The organism is Bradyrhizobium nivariense, assembly GCF_029846695.2.
In the GTDB taxonomy this organism is placed as follows: domain Bacteria; phylum Pseudomonadota; class Alphaproteobacteria; order Rhizobiales; family Xanthobacteraceae; genus Bradyrhizobium.
Genome location: NZ_JARWCR020000061.1, coordinates 25660 through 47531, shown reverse-complemented (window position 1 = coordinate 47531; position 21872 = coordinate 25660). Strand labels below are relative to the sequence as shown.

General features: G+C 57.5%; 16 protein-coding genes. 2 read left to right on the top strand and 14 right to left on the bottom strand.

Annotation, left to right across the window (positions count from 1 at the left end; genetic code table 11):
* Positions 1 to 33: 33 nt before the first annotated feature.
* Positions 34 to 225 carry a hypothetical protein gene (locus QCM77_RS34660; protein ID WP_280095972.1) on the top strand — a complete coding sequence of 64 codons (192 nt, stop codon included), beginning with the start codon at positions 34 to 36 and terminating at the stop codon, positions 223 to 225.
* A gap of 350 nt (positions 226 to 575) precedes the next feature.
* On the opposite strand, the gene QCM77_RS34655 is transcribed toward QCM77_RS34660, so the two are convergent.
* The 14 genes from QCM77_RS34655 to QCM77_RS34590 all read right to left on the bottom strand — a co-directional run bounded on the left by QCM77_RS34655 (position 576) and on the right by QCM77_RS34590 (position 20065).
* Positions 576 to 1649, bottom strand: a complete 1074-nt coding sequence (locus tag QCM77_RS34655; RefSeq protein WP_280095971.1) for a phosphotransferase — start codon at positions 1647 to 1649, stop codon at positions 576 to 578.
* 93 nt (positions 1650 to 1742) lie between these two features.
* Positions 1743 to 3266 carry an ATP-binding protein gene (locus QCM77_RS34650; protein ID WP_280095970.1) on the bottom strand — a complete coding sequence of 508 codons (1524 nt, stop codon included), beginning with the start codon at positions 3264 to 3266 and terminating at the stop codon, positions 1743 to 1745.
* Positions 3267 to 3389: 123 nt separating this feature from the next.
* Positions 3390 to 6176: an ATP-binding protein gene (locus QCM77_RS34645; protein WP_280095969.1), complete on the bottom strand. Its 2787-nt coding sequence runs from the start codon at positions 6174 to 6176 to the stop codon at positions 3390 to 3392.
* 319 nt (positions 6177 to 6495) lie between these two features.
* Positions 6496 to 7431, bottom strand: coding sequence for a helix-turn-helix domain-containing protein (locus tag QCM77_RS34640; RefSeq protein WP_280095968.1), 936 nt, complete (start codon positions 7429 to 7431; stop codon positions 6496 to 6498).
* Positions 7432 to 7693: 262 nt separating this feature from the next.
* Positions 7694 to 8704 (bottom strand): cytochrome d ubiquinol oxidase subunit II, encoded by a 1011-nt coding sequence (gene cydB, locus QCM77_RS34635; protein ID WP_280095967.1) that lies wholly within the window; start codon positions 8702 to 8704, stop codon positions 7694 to 7696.
* The gene (locus QCM77_RS34630) at positions 8701 to 10110 is read right to left on the bottom strand and encodes a cytochrome ubiquinol oxidase subunit I (protein ID WP_280095966.1); all 1410 of its coding nucleotides are present in this window, start codon (positions 10108 to 10110) and stop codon (positions 8701 to 8703) included. Before QCM77_RS34630 ends, cydB begins: the two co-directional genes overlap by 4 nt.
* Before the next feature lie 296 nt (positions 10111 to 10406).
* Positions 10407 to 10853: a hypothetical protein gene (locus tag QCM77_RS34625; RefSeq protein ID WP_280095965.1), complete on the bottom strand. Its 447-nt coding sequence runs from the start codon at positions 10851 to 10853 to the stop codon at positions 10407 to 10409.
* Positions 10854 to 10868: 15 nt separating this feature from the next.
* Positions 10869 to 12206 (bottom strand): NAD(P)/FAD-dependent oxidoreductase, encoded by a 1338-nt coding sequence (locus QCM77_RS34620; protein WP_280095964.1) that lies wholly within the window; start codon positions 12204 to 12206, stop codon positions 10869 to 10871.
* A gap of 69 nt (positions 12207 to 12275) precedes the next feature.
* Positions 12276 to 13250, bottom strand: coding sequence for a 3-hydroxyacyl-CoA dehydrogenase NAD-binding domain-containing protein (locus QCM77_RS34615; protein WP_280095963.1), 975 nt, complete (start codon positions 13248 to 13250; stop codon positions 12276 to 12278).
* Between the two features lie 453 nt (positions 13251 to 13703).
* Positions 13704 to 14636, bottom strand: coding sequence for an NHL repeat-containing protein (locus QCM77_RS34610; protein WP_280095962.1), 933 nt, complete (start codon positions 14634 to 14636; stop codon positions 13704 to 13706).
* Between the two features lie 167 nt (positions 14637 to 14803).
* A complete protein-coding gene (locus QCM77_RS34605; RefSeq protein WP_280095961.1) occupies positions 14804 to 15976 on the bottom strand; it encodes an ABC transporter permease in 1173 nt (390 codons plus the stop codon).
* Complete coding sequence (locus QCM77_RS34600) at positions 15973 to 17196, bottom strand: ABC transporter permease (protein WP_280095960.1); 1224 nt, start codon at positions 17194 to 17196, stop codon at positions 15973 to 15975. The genes QCM77_RS34605 and QCM77_RS34600 overlap by 4 nt, the downstream gene beginning before the upstream one ends.
* Position 17197: 1 nt before the next feature.
* Complete coding sequence (locus tag QCM77_RS34595) at positions 17198 to 18178, bottom strand: HlyD family secretion protein (protein WP_280095959.1); 981 nt, start codon at positions 18176 to 18178, stop codon at positions 17198 to 17200.
* A gap of 93 nt (positions 18179 to 18271) precedes the next feature.
* Entirely contained in the window at positions 18272 to 20065 is a 1794-nt protein-coding gene (locus QCM77_RS34590; RefSeq protein ID WP_280095958.1) for an adenylate/guanylate cyclase domain-containing protein, read from the bottom strand.
* Positions 20066 to 20405: 340 nt separating this feature from the next.
* Here QCM77_RS34590 and QCM77_RS34585 point away from each other — a divergent pair, with 340 nt between their 5' ends.
* Positions 20406 to 21866: a CoA transferase gene (locus tag QCM77_RS34585; protein WP_280095957.1), complete on the top strand. Its 1461-nt coding sequence runs from the start codon at positions 20406 to 20408 to the stop codon at positions 21864 to 21866.
* Positions 21867 to 21872 lie beyond the last annotated feature (6 nt).

The window sequence follows — 21872 nt, the reverse complement described above, 5'->3', positions numbered from 1 at the left end:
CAAGGTAATCTGCAGCCTGCGCGGTTCGGCCGGATGCACCTGACGGTCCGCTACGCCGCCGGGACAGAGAATAATACTCAACTATTAGTTGGTCTGAGTATTGAACTGTTTGCGCTGGGCGAGCCGCCAGAAGTAGCCATTCGAGAATGGAAGGGCTTCAACGGGTATCAGGTGGTATCCCTTTTCTGCACCTTAGCTTGGTTTTCCGAAGTTGGTGTCCGTTGACTTAGCCTAACCTGGGCTTGCCCATGCCTTGGTCGATAATGCTCTCGATACGAATGGGGAGGCTGCGAACTCGTTTGCCAATCGCGTGATAAACCGCGTTCGCGATGGCAGCCTCGCCGCGCTTTGTCGGTGCCTAGGCCTGCAATGATCGGACAGTCGTTTCGGCGGCCATCTCGTGTGAACGATTGCGCACGACGGGACGCGCGATCGCGCGGAACGAAATGGGCGCAGTCATCTGCTCGGTGGAGCGCATGCAAAGGACCAAGAGATTTGCACGTCCCAGCCTAAAGCGTTTTGCGACGGAGGCGGCGTTGCGCACAAAAGAGAACGTGATCACCCAATGAAACCGACTAAGGCTTTAAGAACTCGAAGGCCTTCCAGTCGTTAATTGCTAAAACGCACCGATCCGTCATCGCCTGAGCCAACGCAACGCCGCGTTCGTTGGCGAGGTCGCCGAGACCGCCACCTATAACCGGATAGCAGAAGCAAAACATGAGCGTCCAACGATAATCATCGATGCAATCAGCAAACGTGTAACCTCTCACTCCATGTTCGAACAGACGGTCATGATATGCACGTAGAAGATCTAATTCTATGTCGCGCCGGATTGACGGAGCCACGCTTTGACTGAGAAACATTCCGACGTCGTACGTGCCCACGCATTGGCTAACGATTTGCCAATCCACAACTCTGATCGGCTCATGGTCTGGCCGTGTGCCAAAGAACAGATTGGCGAGCCTGTAATCGCCATGACAAAGCGTACGTGGTCGATCGCGAAAGCGATCGAGCATGGCCGCGATCTGATCAGATAGGCGTTCACCAATTCGCAGCATCTCATCAGAAAGGGCCGCGCCACACCGCTGAAGAAAGAGCGGCCAAGCAACAGGATAGAGTGCCATGGCACCCTTATTTACTTCGCTCTCGCCTAGCGGCACCCAGTCGATTGTCTTCAGTTTGGGACTTTCCCACCATTCCGCGTGAAGATCCGCGAGTTGGCGAACCGCCACGAATGCATCCTCCGCAGAGCATCCCTCTAGTTGATCACCAAGCCGATGGTCGCCAAGATCCTCCAGGAGCAGGACGAAGTCATCGCTCGTAGCATCGTACGACTCGTAAAAGCATTGTGGGCTAGGTAAGGAGCCGCCTTTGCCAAGATGCCTGTAAAACTTGACCTCTCGTTCGTAGAACTTCAACTGTTGTGCAAGACCGCGGATTTGCTCGATCGCCGATGGGAATTTTGCGATCACAGATCTTGGGCCTGCCGCTCCAACTCGATAAACAAGCCTGATACGCGCCAGTTGACCGTAAATACCGATACCTTGCCCAACGACCTCGGTCTCGATCGATGAGACGGATGCGGGATCAATCCCGAGCGCCAGGCTCAGGCCAGCGACGGTGAGGTCAGCAGGACTTCGCGGATACATACTTAACTCCCACTTGCACATCCCCTTGAACGAGCATTTGAAGGCTACGGTCGCTATCGGAAAGAAGCCATTGCGCCGCCTCGAACCCGCAAGTTACGCCGCTGGCGCGAGATCGAGAGGCGCTAGGAGTTTCTCACCGCGGGCGCAAGCCAGACAATTGATCTCGTCACTCTCCCTCAATTTTTCCAAAGCATACGCTCTCGTTGTCTCAAGTAGTCGGTATACGGGCTCGCTACCGGCGATGTCCGCCAAAATAAGCGATTTGGTGACGAGATTGGCAACGCTGTCTGAAACTGCGGAGGCTTCCATATCTTCGGTTGAAGCCGCAGCAGTCGCTTGTTCAAGAGTGAATTCGCCCTTCACGGCCGAAAGCCGGCGCAAGACCATGCGCTCCTGCTCGGGAAGCCAATCGTAACTCCAATCCAGCATCGACCGTAGTGTGTGGTGTCGCGCCGTAGCCGTGCGGTAGCCCCCTGTCAGGCCGTGCAGACCGCCCTCGAGGCGTCTTAGCAGGCAACGAACCCCGATCGTGTCGATCAGGCTTGCCGCGAATTCGATCGCCAAAGGAATGCCGTCCAACTTGCGGCACAAACTGGCGACAAAGGGTACATCTTCATCCGTCAGCTCAAATTTTGCCAACTTGGCCGTAACGCACTGCGCAAACAATTCTACCGCCGAAAATCGGAGCATATCAGTGGCTTTAAGAGATTTCGATACCGATGGCAGCCCCAAGGGCGGTAGTCGATATATTTGCTCTCCTTCTGCGCGCAAGGGCTCACGGCTGGTTGCGAGAATTCGCACGTCGGGTGCGCCACGCAAAAACGCGGCTGCGATTGATGCAGCGGCGTCTACCAGATGTTCGCAATTGTCGAACACAAACAACATCCGCTTGTTGCGAAGATGCTCGACAAGAGCGTTTACGGTGTTTCCCCCAGCCGCATCAAGCCGTAAAGCGCAAGCGATAGCGCTCGGAATCAGACTGGCGTTGCCTAAGCAAGCGAGATCGATATGCCAAACGCCATCTTCAAACTTTTGGAAAACCTGTTCTGCCGCGGCGAGCGCAACGACCGTCTTGCCGACGCCGCCCGGGCCCACAAGGGTCAGCAGGCGGTCCTGGCCGAGCCGCCCAGTCAATATATTCAAGGTTTCGTTACGGCCAACCAAACCCACGAGTTGGGCAGGCAGATTGTTCATGCAGGGTGTAGTGACTGGTCTCGCTGACAAGGTCTCCTTGGGCGTGAGAGACACGGACGAAACGAATCGATAGCCTCGTCCAGGAATATTGATCAGGTAACGATTACCGTTTTTCCCATCGCCTAGCAGCCGTCGCAATGCCGCAATGTGGACTGTCAGATTAGCGGGCTCCACGTGCAGGTTCGGCCAGACTTTGGCCATGAGTTCCTCTTTGCTGATTAACTGACCTGGTCGCTCCACCATCGCGATGAGGATTTCGAGAGCACGGCTACCGATACGGACGGCCGCATTCGCTTCGAGTAGTAGCCGCTCTCCTGGAAATAGCCTGAAAGGCCCGAAACAGATCTCGTCGGTCCGAATTTCCCTATCCGCCCCGTCAGGCGATCCATCCTGGAGTAAGGTACCTCGCCCCGATGATAGCATTCGCGCACTCCCTATAGGCCGCAAGATAAGTGCTGGAAACCTATATGGGCCGGAACGAGGAGCCGAGTGAAGTCCGGTAAAGAATCGTAAAGCGAGCCTGGGAAAGGGCGGCTGCGGGGCGACTTACTCCAAACTCAGTCCGTCAAGAAGTTGTTTTGCGACCCTTAGGTCGACTGTTTCGTGTCCCTCAGAGTAGCGCTGATACACGGGCAACAAAATCGAACTGGCTTTCTGCGGATCCCAACTACGATAAAGCAGGGCCAGACTAGTCGCGGCTCGCAATTCCCAGGCGAGGGCAGATTGCTCGCGAGCAAGCTGGATCGCATGTTGATAGGTAGCCACCGCCTCGCCTTCGAACCTGCCGCCTCTGGCCGCCAAGATATCGCCCTCAAGACGAAGGAATTCAGGGAGATACAGTAACTGCCCTTTTTCCTTCATTTCAACGACCAGCTCGTCGAGCAAATCTTTGGCATCCGTATCAAGACCTTCACGAGTTAGCGCCTCGATCACTGCGATACTATGGTAAGCCGGATTATAGCGGGATGATCGGACAGCCTCAAAGCTATCCATGAGGATCAAAAAGCGGTTTGTGGTGTCCGACGCCTTCGTACGGAACGAGAGCTCGGCCTCTAACGAAGCGGCCAAGACAGGAAACGGCGCAACTGCGTGTTCCCGTGCGACCGTGCCTAACTGCGCGATAAGCTCGCTCGCCCAACTCCAATTGCCGCATTGCATGGCAACAATTGAAGCAGCGTATCCCGCACTAACTCCTGCAATTGGATCGCCGAGGCGCCCGGAGAGTTCCATGAGCTTGTGCACAGACGCCTCAGCCTGTTTGGGACGACCGACGAGCCAAAGGATGCCGGCTTCGCTTGCCAATGCACGAACCCTTTGATCGTTACCAAACCTGATTGTATTTATCTTGCGTTCAAGTGGCGCCTTCTGGAAGGCAGATCGGCAGCAAGCTTCGGCTTTCTCCTGATCTCCAGCGTAATAATAAGAGCGGCTTAGCATCGCATCGGCCATTGCGATGGCGTCAGGATCCTTTGTTTGCTTCGCCACATCTCTTGCACGGAGGGCGATGCGCATCGCCGCTCTGTTATCTCCGCTTCTGCTCAGAAACATGTGATAACCGCCGAGCACTCGAATTTGTAGATCGTGATCTTCAAGGGAGGTAGCGAGTTCTATGGATCTAAGCACGGCGCGGTTCCCATCGTTGAAGCTTCCGCGCGTGATCGCCATCGAATACGCGTAAGCATATTGGAGCATCATTTCATGCCGGGTGTTTCGATGAATATCATCCAAGTTCTGAAGCGCGCGCCCGACCCAGTCTCGCGCTTCCGTCATCAAACCAAGTTCGACAAAATATAAGCCGGCGCCCGCGGCGAGTTTTACGGCCAGAGCGGCATTGCCGGACGGTGAGAATATCCATTGGAGCGCTGCGCGCACGTTGCCGAGTTGATCACCGATGCTGGCATACCCTCCTTCTTCGAACAGCCGAATCTTCTCGGACCAGGCGCGATCCAAAAGCTCCGCGAAGTAAGTGGCGTGACGCATGGCCGCTCGATCCAGTTCAGCCCCGTCGCGCAGCTTTTCCAACGCGTACGCGCGCGTGGTTTCGAGCAGCCTGTAACGCGCAACGACACCTCCGACATCAGCGGAAACGAGAGATTTCGCGATAAGGCTTGCGACGTGATCGACGACCACCGACGGCTCTATGCCGTCTCCTGCGGCAACCACGCTCGCCGCTTCCATCGTAAAGCTTCCGGTGAAACAAGCGAGCCGACGCAGAATTGATTGCTCAGATTTATCAAGAAGAGCATAGCTCCAATCGTGAGTTGCGAGCATCGTCTGGTGACGTTCGATGACCGCATTGCGTCGCGGCGAGAGGAGACGCAAGCGATCATTGAGACGCAATTCGACTCCACGCAATCCGAGCGTTCCAACATAAGCCGCGGCAAACTCGATTGCCAGCGGGATACCGTCGAGCCTGGCGCAAATCTCTGCGACGATTGGTGCTTCTGCGTCTCCGATCGCGAATTCAGCCAAATTGTCCGAAGCACGCTCGATAAATAATTGCACGGCCGAATAGTTTTGCATCTCAAGCGCGGTCATGCCTTCCGACGAAACCGGACAATCAAGCGAGGGCAGATGATATAGGTGCTCACTTTCAACGCGCAATGGTTCCCGACTCGTCGCCAGGATTCGCACACGCGGCGCATTTCGCATCAATTCGGCGATCACGCGGGCTGCCTCCCGAACAAGGTGCTCGCAATTATCCAGCACGATCAGCAAATGCTTATCGCGAAGAACATTGATAAGACTTGGCAGCAGATCGTCGTCGCGTGTATCGAGGCCGAGGACTCTCGCCAGAGCATGCGGCACGAGAGTGGCGTCAGCAACCGAGGCAAGGTCTACCAGCCAGACACCATTCTCGAAGATCGAAATAGATTGCTCCGCAACGGCGAGAGCGACTGAAGTCTTCCCAATCCCACCCGCGCCGACAATTGTGATAATGCGATGACGCTCGATCTGCTGACCGAGCCGGTCGACCGCGGCCGCACGTCCGATCAACCGTGTCAGTTGCGCCGGCAGATTGTGAGTTCGCTTGTTCTGAACCGCCGGTTCTGTTTTCTCATCGTTAGATTCGAAAGTAATCGGAGCGACAAAGGCATAACCGCGCCCCGAAGCTGAAACAATATAGCGCTTACCGGCGCTGCCATCCCCCATCGCCCGGCGCAGCGCCGATACATGAACCTTAAGGTTATCTTCCTCAACAAACGTGTTGGGCCAGACCAGCTTCAAAAGTTCGCTTTTGCTGACCACCTCGCCATGGCGTTGCACAAGTGCGATCAGGATATCAAGCGCGCGACCGCCGACACGTAGTGGCTTGCCGCCCTCCGTCAGCATTCTTCGCGCCGGAGTTAGACGGAATGAGTCAAAGCAAACGACGTGTTCTGATGATGAGGGACTTAACAAGAATCCTCCGTAAAGCCCGATGGGCTTCGCGCCAGTGCCGGAAGTCGGGGCGGTGCCTGAGAACTATAGCGTCTTGCCAGGCTCCTCGCGTAGCTGAAAGGCACCCCCGCGTCTTTTACGATCCAGACTGATTTTGTTCGATATTCGCAAATTTGATCATTTCTTATGCAGCAATGAAGCCGCCGATCGAATTTGGACAGCGATAGAGGCCACCGCACAGGGGAGTTTGGTCCTCACCCGGTAACTGCGACTAATTCCTTTGCAAGCGCCGCCAAGCCGCGGGGCTCAACCCGACAATCCGGGAGAAGGTTCGGGTAAAGTGGCTCTGGTCGGCGAAGCCGCAGGCCAACGCAATTTCGGCCAAATCGTCGTTCGTCGATTTCAGCATCAACTTGGAAAGCGCGACCCTGCGCTCTATAAACCATCTATAAGGAGAGGTACCGGTGCTTCTTTTAAACAAACGCGCAAACTGCGGTGGAGAGAGATCACACAGATTGGCCAGGTCCGCCAAGGACACATTGGACCGTATGTTGGCAGCAAGAAAGTCCTTCGTCGTTTTCGCTTGCCACGGGGTCAAACCGCCTCGTACCGAAACCAACGGTTGTTGAGCGGTGTGTTTTGAAATCAAGTAAGTACATGCAGCAAGGAATACTTGATCGATGAAGAGGCGGTTAGCCTTTGCCGATTCTTTAAACGCCGGCACCAGCGCCAAGCCAAGATGAAGTAACGTTTCATCAGGGCTCCCATAATCCAACGCATCGCGCAACAGATCCATTCCCCGATATCCGGCATCCGGTTGCAACTCTCCCAGGAAAGCCGAAGAGAAGACCAAATTTAGTGAATAGACCGGATACTTTGCCGACGAGTAGGTATTCCGAAGGTCGTGTAGCCCCGTTGATCCTCTAATGGACCGAGGAATTTGGATGGCTTTCTTGTTCCTGTTCAGCGTGAATTCTTGCATTTCGTTAAGAATAATTACCGACAGGAACCCATCTAACTGCGGATTAGGGCTCATGACCTCGTTGTCTCGACCGTCGCTCCTGTAAAGTACCATCATACTATGGGGATCGGATGCCGCTCCCATCTTGATCAGGGAAAGCTCGTCGGAACTTGGGTCAGTCAGGAATTCGTTGCCACTCAGGGAGAGACGCCGGATGCGACCGGGCTTGACCATAATGGTGCTCACCGAGTAACCGCCCTCGACCGCTCCATGACGTCATTAGCGCGGGGCAGATATCATAACCGAAAAGCGCACTAAGCTGCGCTCCTGATCCCCTCTAGCTCAACAGCCACTAATGTCAATACACGCTTGCGGTGATCTTATCTCGGCGCTATCCAGAGCCGTAAAACGAGCGAAATCAGGGCCACAGACCCGACGCCGCCGAGCCAAAGCGCTCCAAACCATACAAGGCGCTGCTTGAAGGAGTGACGACCTTGCTGAGCAATCATCAATGAAACCCGCTCGTGGCGTTCACCTTGCCGCGAAAAACCCAATAAGCCCATGCCGTATAGCCGAGAATGAGCGGGATCAGCACAGCCACTCCGAACAACATGAACGACTGGCTATTCTCCGGCGAGGCAGCCTGCCAGATCGTGATACTCTGCGGTACGATATACGGATACATGCTGATCCCAAGGCCGGCGTATGACAGCGCGAACAAGGTCAAAGAAAGCAGGAACGGTTGATAGTCATATTTCCTGGCGAGGCTGCGAAGCAGCAGAGCACTGATGCCAGCGACGGCGATCGGCACCGGCGCAGTTAGAATTACGTTCGGCCAGGAAAACCAGCGCTGGGTATATTGCACGTGAAGAAAGGGTGTCACGATGCTGACTAGGCCGATCGCCCCTAACATCGCGATCAGAAACATCCAGCTTAAATGATAGGCGCGCTCGCGCAAATCTCCTTCAGTCTTCATCACAAGCCAGGTCGCACCCAATAGAGCGTAGCCGATCACAAGCGCGACGCCAGTCAGAATGCTGAATGGCGTCAGCCAGTCCCACCAGCCGCCGCCATAGTGGCGTCCTTCCACATGCACGCCCTGCAGGATGGCACCGAGCGCAACGCCTTGCGCCAGCGCGGCCAAGAGCGAACCGCCGGCGAAGGCGATGTCCCAGAGATTGCGCTCGCGTCGCGTCCGCCAGCGAAATTCGAAGGCGACACCGCGGAATACCAATCCAAGCAGCATCGTGATGACGGGCGTGTACAGTGCCGGCATTAGAACGGCATAGGCTAAGGGAAACGCCGCCATCATGCCGCCGCCACCGAGCACAAGCCATGTTTCATTGCCGTCCCACACCGGCGCGACGCTATTCATGATGACGTCTCGATCAGTCTTCGCGGGAAACAGCGGAAAAAGGATGCCCAGACCGAGGTCGAAGCCGTCCATCACGATATAAACAAACACAGCAAATGCGATGATGAATGCCCAGATCGTCGCGAGGTCGAGGGATACGCTCATACGCCGGCCCCTTCGACTGCAACTCCCGCCGCCGGCGTAATGCCGGCTGCGCGCACGGGGACATCGCTGCGCGGCCCTTGTTCGCTCGGGTGAGGCGGCACCGCCATCAGGCGCAATATGTAGATCACGCCGGCGATGAAGAGCACGAAATAAGCTATCACAAAGGCGATCAAAGACGAGGCGACCGCGGGGGCCGCCAATGGCGAGACCGATTCAACCGTCCGCAGCAATCCAAAGACGGTGAACGGCTGGCGCCCGGTCTCGGTCGTGACCCAGCCCGCCAGCACGGCGATGAATCCTGCCGGACCCATCGCCATCGCGATCCCGTGGAACAGGCGCGACTGGTAGAGTTCTCCGCGCCAGCGTAGCCACAGGCTGAGCAGGCCGAGCCCCAGGATCAAGCATCCCAGGCCGACCATGACCCGGAACGACCAGAAGGTGATCGGGACCGGCGGCCAATCCTTCCTTGGTACCGTATCGAGCCCAGCGAGCGGTGCCTCCGGCGAATGCTTTAAAATCAACGACGACATTTTTGGGACTTCGATCGCGTACCTCACTTTGGCTTCAGCCTGATCTGGCAGTCCGAACAGTATTAGCGGCGCACCGTTTGGGTGGCTCTGGTAATGGCCTTCCATGGCCATCACCTTGGCGGGCTGATGTTTCAACGTGTTGAGCCCGTGCTGGTCGCCAGCGAGCATCTGGATCGGTGCCACCAAACTGACCATCCACATGGCCATCGAGAACATCATGCGCGGACCAGCCAGATGCCGGTCCCGCATCAGGTGGTAAGCGCCGACCGCGCCGACCACCAGCGCCGTGGTGAGATAGGCGGCCAGCACCATGTGAACGAGACGATAGGGGAATGAGGGATTGAAGATCACCTCAAGCCAATTGGCGGCGACAAATTGCCCCTCAGGATTGATCGCGTAGCCGGCCGGCGTCTGCATCCACGAATTGGCGGATAGGATCCAGAACGTCGAGATCAACGTACCAGTCGTAACCATCAAGGTCGCCAAAAAATGCAGTCTCGGCCCCACCCGTTTGAGGCCAAATAGCATGACCCCAAGGAAGCCCGCTTCCAGAAAAAATGCGGTAAGCACTTCGTAGGCCATCATCGGGCCGATGATCGGGCCGGTCTTGTCTGCAAATGCCGACCAGTTGGTACCGAACTGGTAGGACATCACGATTCCCGAAACGACGCCCATGCCGAAGGCGACCGCAAAAATCTTTAGCCAGTAATTGAACAGGCTGATGAACACTTCACGCCCGGTCCAGAGCCAAAGCCCTTCGAGAACCGCGAGATAGCTGGCAAGCCCGATGGAGAAGGACGGAAATATAATGTGGAACGACATCGTGAAAGCAAATTGCGCCCGAGCCAAGACTATGGCGTCCAAACCTTCGAACATCGCGCTACCCCTGACTTTCTAATCATCGGCGCATAGATAGGTTCGTACACCGAGAGCCGTTCGTGATTGAATCAAGGCTGACAAATCTTTGCAAACCTTCGCGAGATATCGATACGAATACTGCTATTGCGCATCGCCAATGCGATTCAGGCTTCGAGACCCTTCATGCCGGCCTCTCCTCATAGACTGCACGAATTTCTCTTCATTCGTTGAGAGCGCGTCGAACTTCAACAGGCGATGGATGGCATCTCACGTCGAATGAAGGCATGACGCTGACGACTTGTCTTTTGCGCGACCTAGCTTTCCCCGAGGCCGCTCAGTTCGTTTCGACAGGCCTCGCTGAACTCTCGCAAAGGATCCATGGTGTGACTTCCTATCAGCTCCCGCAGTTCCGGAAATGACCTGTTCGGGGCGAAATAGGTGTCGACGATCATACGCGTTACGGCTTCTGCCTTCTCGATGACCGCGTCACTGGACACAATCCGCATTCGTCCGATCATTGCGTACATGCTGACAAGAACCGATACTTCGGAGCTATCGTGCACCAGTGCATCGGCATATAGCTTGGACGCCTCTTCGATGAAGTTCTTGTACAGCTTTTGTCTTCCGGTTTTGTCTCGCGCGAACCGCTTTACAGCGTCCTTGCGGCGCTGCGTGAACCAAGTGGCCGCAAACGTGGTCAAACCGCCAAAGGCCGATCCTCCGAACGCCGCAAGAGCCGGAATATAGCCGGATCCGATCATGTTGCTGCCGCTCGTTCAGATGCCAAGTCCTCGATGTTGAGCTTCAGACATAAGCCGTGAGCTACGTTGCCCGGTAAAGTAGGACCATAGCCATTGAATGCGGACCCGCATGCGGTTTTGCCGTTGCGGAAGCGCAACCATGTGAACGAATGCCCAGGCCAGCCACGCCAGAAACCCGCTCATGCGAATCCGACCTGTTTCCAGAATTGCGAAATTCTTACCAATTACAGCCATGCTTCCCTTATCGAAGTAGCGGAACGGGAGCGGCCGCGACTTTCCCCCAATTTCGGCTGCGATGTACCGCGCAACGTATCGGCCTTGCTGGATAGCAGCTTGGGCTACTCCCGGCACCGGACGGTCGTCCTGGATCACCGACGAAGAATCCCCAACCACGAAAATCCCGTCGGCATCCGCGAGGTTCATAAAACTCCCAACGCATGCCCTTCCGGCGCGATCAGTCTTTCCGCCAAGCATTTTGACAATCGGAGAAGGAGCAACTCCCGCCGTCCAGAAAACCGTCGCACTTTCGATCAATTGTCCGGCGACCGTCACGCCGTGTTCGTCCACCTTTTCCACAATTGCGCTTGTCATCACTTTCACGCCAAGTCGATTGAGCCTGGTGGTCGCTTTCTTCGACAATGACTCGGCGTAGCTTGGCAGCACACGCTTTCCCCCTTCAATCAGCAAGATAGAAGTCTTCCCCGGATCAATCTTCCGGAAATTCGAGCGCAGGGTCACTGTAGCCAATTGTGCCATGGAGGCTGCCAGTTCCACGCCCGATGGCCCGGCGCCGACCAGAACGAATGTCATTTGCCGCGCGCGCTCGCCGGGGTTGTCTGTCAGCTCCGCCATCTCGAAGGCCATCAGAAGTCTGGTACGAATGAGCTCGGCATCAGAGATGGTCTTGAGGGTGGGCGCATGCCGGGCGAATTCGTCATGGCCGAAATAGCTGGGCTGGACGCCGGTTGCAACGACCAGATAATCGAACGAAATTGTCCTCAGATGCGCGTCGTGGCAATCGACGTCGATGGTGCGAGATTCAACGTCAACAACCTTGACCTCGGCCCACATCACCGAGAGGTTTTTTTGCTTCCGCGTCAACTCCCGTATCGGCGCGGCGATTTCGGAAGGGGCGAGTACCGCCGTCGCTACCTGGTACAACAGAGGCTGAAAGATATGGTGGTTCCGTCTATCGATCAGGATAACCTCTGCGTCGCATTTCCGAAGCGCCTGTGCCGCAGCGAGGCCGGCAAAGCCGGCTCCGACGATCACGATCCGCTTCTTCGTACCTTCGGGCGCGACAGGTACAGGCCGTCGTTCTCGCTCGCGAGCTATTTCCAGTACATCGCCCATGTTTACCTCTTGAAATGCGGATCGGGACGAACCGCCTCCGGAACTGGATCTCTCGACCCGGGCACAGTATCAGCCAGCACCGACCACTTTTCCCGGCACAACCGAGGGTGCGTCGAATTTGGCGCGGAGCTCGAGAAGCCCAAGCAAGATCGCGTCTCGTTGCGCGCTCATTTCGTCGACCGTGCGCGATCCGACTTCAGCATGAAGCCCCTCGATGAGTTTCTGACGAACTTCGGTTGTCAATTCCACCGAGCCCAAGACCTTCCACCAGGCCGTCAGCGGGGCCGTAAACTGATCGAAAAAGTGCTCGATGCCGCCCTGGCCGCCGCCGAGATGATTGAGCAAGACCTGCCCCATGACACCCCATCGCAGGCCGGGACCCCAACACACCGCCGTGTCGATATCGGCGACGCTGACGACCCCTTCAGCAACCAGGTAATAGACTTCCCTGCCCAAAGCCGCCTGCAGTCGATTGGCGACATGTCCGGGCAATTCCTTGTGAAGGCGAATCGTTCGCTTGCCCAACGAGGTATAAAATTCCGCAGCGCGACGAATCGTGTCTTCGGAAGTCTTCGCACCACCGACAATCTCGACCAGCGGGATCAGGTGCGGAGGATTGAATGGATGGCCGATAACGCAGCGCTCGGGATGGGCCACAGCTCCTAACTGAATCTCACTCATGGTAAGGCCGGATGAACTGGACGCGACAATGACGTCCGCCGGCAGCAAGTCGTCGATTTCGCCATATAGCTTTCGCTTGAACTCGATCCGTTCGGGTCCATTCTCCTGAACAAAGTCCGCATCTCTGAGGGCTGTTGGGAGGTCAGACGTAAACTTCAGATTAGCTTGTGACGCGCCAGGCGCGAGGCCCAGCCGTTTCAACGCAGGCCACGCTTCCTCGATAAAGCGTCTCAACGACGCTTCCGCGTTCGGCGCAACATCGGTCGCGACAACTTCCAGGCCCTTTGCCAGAAACAGTGCGGCCCAGCTCGCGCCGATGACGCCGGTGCCGATGATCGCGACGCGATTGATGATCCTTGTCATTGCAACGTCCTGTGCTTGCGATGTTGAATTGAATGTTGCTACGACGTGGTACCGAGTGGATCGAGTGAAGCGCACCAAATCCCGGCAAATCCTTCCGAATGTCGGTCACAGCCCGTCGGCAGCCGATCTGCGGATCAAGCGGGATTTTGACGTTCATCGAACGCCAAGAGCGTGAACGCTCAACGAGCCGCGCGGTAATTCGGCAAGGGGGAGAATTGCAGCCGTCGTTCGAAATCTGGCCCCGCGCCCACCCGGAGCGAGGCGCCGAACTGGAAGTCACTAATCACCAGAGGCCTCAGGATGACCCGGCTTGACCTACGCGGAACTAGTTCGAAGCGGCCGGCCTTGAGGCAGATTCCAGCGCGAGAACGAAGGCGGCGCTGGCGATGCCTATCGCGAACTCGCAGCCGGCGGCCTCCAGAACCAGGAGAAACAGGAGTTTCGCCGTGCGATTTATCGCTTGAGGCTCACCGGAAGCTCCGCATACGCGATCCCCGTGAGGTTACCCTCGGCGGCGAGCAGCATTTTCTTGCCCGATCCATCGAGGTTCGCGCTATACACGGAGCCGCCAAGATCGGTCAGGAACATACGACCACCCTTGACATCCAGCGAAAGGCCGATCGCTTCCATCAGATGGGTGAAGACAATCTCAGGGTCTTTGCGCCTTCCCGATTCCCCATCCATCGGCGCCCGGTTCACGGTGTTACCACGCGGCGGGTCGCCTCGATCTGTCCAATAGATCATTCGGTTCGTCAGGTCGAGATCGAGGTCGATGGGTTCGGGTAGCCCGTCAAAGAGCAGCTCAATGTCCTTCCGATTCGCTGGATTCTGGCCCTTCGGGATGTCCAGATTCGTTCGAAATATCCGGCCCTCGCCCGCGTTGTCTTCCCCTTTTTGAGTCCAATAGACCTTTCCGCCCTCGACATCGACAGCGATACCCACACACCACTTCTTGGCGTCACGTCGATCGATCTCGCCATAACCTGTTTGGACCAGAGTCTCGATGTCGGAACCATCGAGATTTGAACGCATGATCCGCATGCCTTCCCGATCCGACCAATAGAGCTTGCCGTTCTGTTTATCGAGCTGAAGCTGCTTTGGGGTAAACGTGCCACCTTCAGGGATAATGCTTTTGAGATTGCCGCCGTCAAGATCGGCCCGTTCGATGTTGCCGTCATTGGCGTTGGGATTGCCCATATTTGTCCAGTAAATATGGCCCGCGGCGACATCGACGACGACGCCATCCGGATGCCGTCGTCCTTCGCTCACGATGGTTTTCATATCGGATCCATCGGGATTCAGAGAGAGCACCCGGCCGCCGCTGAGATCCAAAACGAACAGGCGGCCTGACGTTACATTGGACGTTGACTTGGCAACTCTCTCCATGGAACTCTCCTGTTTTGAAGTGCGTCAATCGAAACGGCGCATAGTCGGGCCATCACTCGACAATTGGTGATCGACTGTCACCCAGCGCACTCAGACGTTCGAGTTAATCCAGCCAAAGCGCCGCAAATCTTTGCGAAACAGTTCGCCCGCGATTTCCCGACAAAGCATCAGGTTGCCGGCGACGCCTGTGCAGCGTTATCGATTGGCACCGCATCACGCATGGCTAACCCAAGCGCGACCAGATTGTAGAAAACCGCGAGGCCCCAGAGTGTCAGAAACTCGGAGCTTGCCGCCGAAAGCGGAGCGCCGAGCTGAGACAATTTCACAAAGCCATCGATCGCAGCAGAGCTCGGCACAGCGTGCGACAGCAGCTTGATCGCGGGAGGTATTGCCTCACGCGGCCATGAGAAGCCGGCTACCATGAACAGGGGAAGGCCAGCCGAGGCGAGAATAAGCTGCACGCGGATCGGCCTGCGAAAGACACCAGCGACGACAAAACCGAGGCCTGCAACCGAGAGCACAAACGGAATGGCGAAAATAAGCAGCGGCAAGAGGCTACCCAGTCGAGGCAAGCCGTACAAATAAGGTAGCACGACAAGATAAAACGGCAAGACAACGGCCTGGAGTGCGAGATAGGCAAGCAGTTTGCCAAGAATGGTCGCGAGCGGCGAGCGGCGTTCACGGCTTGCGAGTCCCCGATCCGCCTCAGGCATGGAGCTGAGCAGTCCGACGCCCATTAGAAGTATCTGCTGCAGAAGCAGGACGAAGGCGGCGGGAAGGATGTAGGTCGCGTAGCCCCCTTCGGGGTTGAACAGGGGTACCGTGGTTAGGGGCATTGGAGTGGATGCCGCGACCGCGATCGCCGGATCTACGCCGACGGCGACCAGACGCGCAGCCTCAACTTCGGCGCCAACGGTTTGCGCCACCGCGGAGACCGCTCCGGCCACACGCTGGTAGATCAGGAAATAGCTTGCATCGGCGTAGAGGGCGACCGGCGATGGCCGCCCATGCAGAAGCTCCCGCTCGAAGTATTCCGGGATCACGAGGATTCCGTCGACGCGGCGCGCGTGAACTTCCCGCTCGGCGCTTGCGAGGTCCGGCAGCACCTCCAGAATAGCAACGTCGGACGTGGCGTCGACACGACGGGCAAAGTCCCGGCTGGCCTGCGTTCCATCACGATCGACGACTGCGATCGGAACATGACGAAGCGCCTCGTTGAGGTACGGCTGCGGGTAATACAGCGCATAAATCGCAACGCCGGTGATGAGTACCGAGAAAACCGGTTTGACCGTGAAAATGCGGTGCAGCTCGTTCCGGAACGCCACGAAAATGCCGGTCATACATATGCCTCGCCAGGGCCGGCCGACGCAATTGGACCGCCTGTTCGCTGGGCGGCCGAACGGGCACTGTCCAGCCGCCATGCCAGCATTCCACCGAGACCGACGGTAAAAGCGAGCAGCACCAATAGCGGCTTCCAGGACAGATCGACCGGCGTGCCACGCACAGTCTGATCGACACGCGCGATCAGATACCAAGTGCCGGGCAACAGGGCGCCCCAATCATAGGCAAAGGTGTTCATACCCAGACGTGGAAAACCTATTCCCATGAACCCGAACGCAGGCGCTGCCAGCAGCGCGCCGATGCTGACGCCGCTCGCCGTTGATTTCAGAGATACCGCCAACAATGCGCCGAGCAGCAGGCATGACGAAACGAACAGCAGCCCGGCGATGATCAGCAGCCAGCTATGCCCATGCAGCGGCAGCTCAAATACGGTGATCAGCACCGTGTCGGAGATTCCGAGCACCAGCATAAACAGACCCACGTAGGGTAAGATCTTGCCCGCCATTGCGGGCCACAGACCGCCGCCAAGCACACGAAGGATCCGAAGCCGATGGGGCGTCTCGACATCGAGGCCGACCGAATAGGCCCCGGTCGTTACCATGACGACCTGCAACACGGCCGGTATGAGTGCCGTCAACAGAAAGTAGACGTAGTTGAGCGTCGGATTAAACAGCGCGTGGGTCTGAACAGGGATCGGCTGCAGGTCGGCCTTGGCGATTTCCAACGGTTCTCCCTGCTCCGACCGCAGCGATAACTGGATCCCCGCGGCTGCCGCGGGAACTGCGGCATTCACGCCACGAACGGTAAGATTGCCGGTCGTCATGGTTTGTGTGTTGTAGAAGAAGACGACCTCGGGACGGCGACCGGCGAACACGTCTCGCTGAAGATTTCGAGGCAGCATCAGCAGGCCGTGGACTTTTTCCGACAGGATCATCCCGCGTCCTTCCGCAAGATCACCTACGCGCACGGCCACCGCGGTATCAGGCGTGGAATTGACCATGCGAATGATCGTGCGCGACAGATCCGATCCGTCCGGATCGAGCACGGCAATCGGCAACCGCGTTGCCAACCCCGCGCTGAAGATCGCAACCAGAAAGGCCATCTGAACCAGCGGAACGATCGTCGTCAAACCCAACAAAAAAGGTCGCCGTCGCAGCCAGCCGACTTCTCTCCAGAAAACCAGCCAGAAGCCGTGCCGAATAGTCCGACGTGACAGCATATCACCGCCCTCGATTGGCCCAGGCAACGATTGCGCTCATTCCCGGTCGCAGACCGTCGACGGGACCTTCGGGCCTGGCGCGCACTTCAAAGGTGCGGAGATCGAAATCGCCCGTCGCGCGCGTCGCGCGCCACGCGGCATATTGGCCCTGAACGTTGATCATGGTCACGTGCACCGAAACGACCTGGGACTTCAACGCGGGCACGACAACGTCGAACTTGTCGCCAATCTTCAGGCCGCCAAGCAAATCCTCACGCAGGTTGAACGTGAACCACAGATTGTTCATGTCGATCAGCGAGAAAAGCGGTGCGCCTGGACTGAAGTTCTCGCCGAGAGCTGCGATGCGTGTCGTCACCTGACCGGAGATCGGCGCGCGGATAACAAATTCGGCCACGTCGACGTCACGCTGATTTAGCGTGGCGCCGGCCTGTTCGACCTGGGCCGCCGCGAGCGCACGCTCCTCTTTGCTGGCGCCCTGCGCCGCAAGTTGCTGTGCCGCGTCTGCCGCCTGACGCTTTTGGGTGGCCATCGACAGATTTCGGGTCGCTTCATCGACACGAGCCAGCGGCACGTTTCCGGTCTTGGCTAGTTCGATCTGACGGTTGTAGGTCTCCTGGGCGAGTATTTCATCGGCCTTCGCCGCATCGAGATCGGCCTGACGCTGAGCGACCGTTTCGGGACGGATGCTGTTGATACGCCCCAGGTCTGCCTTGGCGACCGCCAGCGCGGCCCGGGCGGCGAGCCGGGCCGCGACTAATTGCGGGCTCTCCAATTCGGCCATGACGGCGCCGCGTTCCACGGTGTCGCCAACATCAGATTTAAGCGTGACGATCCGTGCCGAGATCCGCGGGCTGATGTCGACGCGATCTGCCGAAACTTCACCCTGAACAGTCAGCGGCGGCGGCCTGGTCGCAAACCAGATCATCGCACCGAACGCCGCGACGACCACCAACCCAACCAGCCCCCGAACCATCTTTCTCATCGTAGTATCCTTCAAAGGGGTTCAGGCGTCGAAATCCGAAAACCGCATCCCGTAATATTTCGCATATTGAAGTCGATCGCAGGTATCGGGCGGCTAATCTGGTAACCCAGCTATTCGCAAGCCCTCGAGGAAGCGCTCTCGGTCTGTCTGACGGCGGAATGGCCGCGTCAGTCGCGGGTCGGCCAGAGTGAGACCCGGCAACAGCCGCATTAAACCGTCGAGCCCGGTGCGCGCCTCTGCCATACGCCCGAGATGCGCAGCAGCCGCGGTTAACGTGGCATGCGAATCGGGGAAGGATGGATTAAAGTCGACGGCCTGTCTGGCGCAGTCCACCGCTTCCGCAAAGCGCTCTGCATGTAAATGCGACCACGCACAACAAGTATGCCAAATTACCGTCAAGTAATCGCGCGGACTTAACCGCATGGACTCCTGCAAGGCCTCAAGTGAAAGATCTGGCGTGCCATTGAAGCTGTAAGCGGCGCCGAGGTAACCGCGCGCGAAGCTCGAATTCGGATCGAGTTCGATCGCACGATGAAGGCGCCTGATTGCATCATCGTGCTGATCGTTGAAGAGCTCATGAACAGCGAGCGCGGTCTGCGCGGCCGCGTCCCGATCGTCGGCGGCGACCGCGCGGCGCGCCGCTTCACCCATCCGGTCCACGGCGACCGCGAACGGCCCTTTCGTCCAACCAAAAAGACCGCCCATATGCCAGTTGTAGGCGAGATCGGCGAGCGCCATTGCATTGGCTGGATCGAACTGCAGTACCTCGTCGATCAGCCGGATCGCTTCGTTGCAATCTGCGGGGGTGAAACGTTGGACGTGCCAATGGGCGCGCATCACCCGCTCCCATTGGCCAAGCTTGGCGACTTCTTTCCCCTGCGAGCGCTGAATCTCAGCCGCTACAATTCCTGGCGCGATTGCCCCGATGATGTTACGCGTGATCTCATCTTGGACCGCGAAAATATCTTCGAGCGCTCGATCGAACCGCTCCGCCCAGAGGTGGTGACCGCTGTTGGCTTCGATCAATTGGGCCGTTATGCGAACACGGTTGCCGGCTTTCCGGACGCTGCCTTCGAGCACGTAACGCACACCAAGTTCTCGTCCTACCTGACGTATATCGGTAGATTTTCCTTTATAGGTAAACGAGGAATTCCGGGCGATGACGAACAGCCACCTCGCTTTGGATAGTGCCGTGATGATGTCTTCTGCGATACCATCGGCGAAAAATTCCTGGTCGATGTCGCCGCTCATATTCTGGAAAGCAAGGACTGCGATCGAGGGCTTCTCGGGAAGCGAAAGGGAAACCGACGTCTCCTGGTGGGGCCCGGGCTCGCTCTGCGGTGGCAGCCGGGGCTCCGCAGCGAGCCCGACCTGAAGCGAATATACGCGGATTGGATCGATGATGTTCTTCAATCGGGTAGCGCCGAGGTCGCTGACCGCCAGATCGAGCCGTGCCTTGACTTGGCGATAGGCATCTTCAGAAAGGCAAATGCCGCCGGGCAGAGCTATTCCCTCGAGACGGGCCGCGATATTGACACCGTCGCCCATCAGGTCGCCGTCGCGCTCCTCAACGACATCGCCGAGGTGAATGCCGATGCGAAAGTCGATACGCCGCTCGGGCGGTAGACCCGCATTACGCTCGACCATTCCGTTTTGTATTTCGATTGCGCAGAGCACCGCGTTGACGACGCTGCGAAACTCGACCAGCAGCCCGTCGCCAGTCCGTTTAACAACACGTCCATTGTGAACGGCGATCGTCGGATCGACCAAATCGCTCTGGAGCGTCCGCAGCCGAGCCAGCGTACGATCTTCGTCGGCGCCCGTGAGCCGGCTATATCCGACAATGTCGGCCGCCAGTATCGCCGTGATTTTTCGTGTGTCGCCCATGCTGGAGCGGACTTTTGCTCGGGGCGACATCCGCAGGCCAGTTAAGTCGTGCAAATAGTTAGTAATGTCCCGCTCTTGATTGATGCACCGAGGCCGCACATCGATCGGCACCCGCCGTCAAATTTGCAGCCGCTGTGGCACCCTGAACGTCACAATTTCGGAGATCCTGGTTTCGAACAGAGATCGTACCGTTTCTCGCCGAAGCAATTAGCAGCTTTTTGGAAGGCTTTACTGGCGCATCCGAGGTCGAGCGACCTAAAGAATTCAGAGGATTGCCGGCCCGACGGGTCACATGTCGACGGTTACGGCCGGGCAGCGTCTACATTTTCGGAGAAGTGCTATGCTCAATTATCCAATCGTCAACGATCATGATGACTTGACCAAGGTCGTGGACTTGATCCTCAGTGAGGCGGGGCTGGATCGCAAAGACCAGGGAGGAACGCTGACATTCGCAGGAATGGATCCCATCCGCCCGACGCACATCAAGGTCGGCTGCGTTTCTGCTGCTGTGACGGCAGCGAACGCAATCGCCAGCGCAATCCTCTGGCGCAAGCGCACCGGACAGGGTCAGGACATCCATGTCGATCTGCGAAAGGCCTATGTTACACAGAGCGCATGGCAGGATACCCTGGCGGATTGCACATTGATCAACGGCGTACCGCAGATGTTCGGCGGAAATGTTGGACAGTTGGGCACCAATATCCTGCCGACGCGCGACGGGCGTTGGGTCGTGCTTACCTCACTCTATGCCTCCAATACTGAGCGGATCTGCGCTTTGCTCGACTGCGGGATACTCCCCTTGCAACTCGAACGCGCCACCAGAAAGTGGGACGCGGAAGATCTTGAAAGGGCGGCACAGGACACCGGTGTACCTTTGGCGATTTGTCGCACACGCGCGGAATATCATCGCACAGAACAGTACGTTCAGAACGTGGCTAGTCCCCTCATCCATATCGAAAAGATCGGCGATAGCGCGCCTGAAGCTTTGCCCAACGGACCCCGCCCACTTTCTGGACTACGGGTACTCGGCATGGTTCATGTTGTAGCCGGGCCGGCGACGATGCGCCAATTGGCCGCCCAGGGGGCTGATTGCCTTAACCTGAATACGCTAGACTGGATTGAAGAGCCAACCATATATCTTCAGTGCGATGCTGGTCTTCGCCAGACCTATCTGGACGCGCGTATCGATCGCAACAAGAAGCCGATTTACGAACTCGCAAAGCAGGCCGACGTTTTCGTCGAGAATCTACGCCCACATCTAGCTGGCCGGCAGGGATTTTCGGCCGAAACACTCGCGCAGCATCGCCCAGGAATCATCTACGTCGAGATGAAGCTCAATTCACGAAAGGGCCCGTGGGCAGACTGGGCGGGCTACGACTTCACGGCAGCGGGGCTGACCGGCATGTTCTGCGACATTGGATCGGCGGATCAGCCTCAGTTGCCGCATGGGGTCAATGTCATCTGCGACTTTCTAACCGGTTATCTGGGTGCGATTGGCGTGCAGGCCGCGCTGCTTCGTCGCGCCACCGAGGGAGGCAGCTACCGTGTTTCTGTTAATCTTGCGCAGACCGTGATGCTCGAGCAAGCCATTGGGCTTGTCGACAATGCGACTCTGCTGAAGCTGGACAGTCTCGGGCCCGATCACAAACCTATCAAACCAAATCTTCAGACCGGGCAAACATCCTTCGGCGAGTTCACACGATTGGGCTCGCAAGTCGAATTGTCGAAGACACCCGAGTTCTGGGCAGATCCGATTATCAGTCCGATTGGCTCCAGTCGACCGGTGTGGCTACCTCGCTAATTCCGG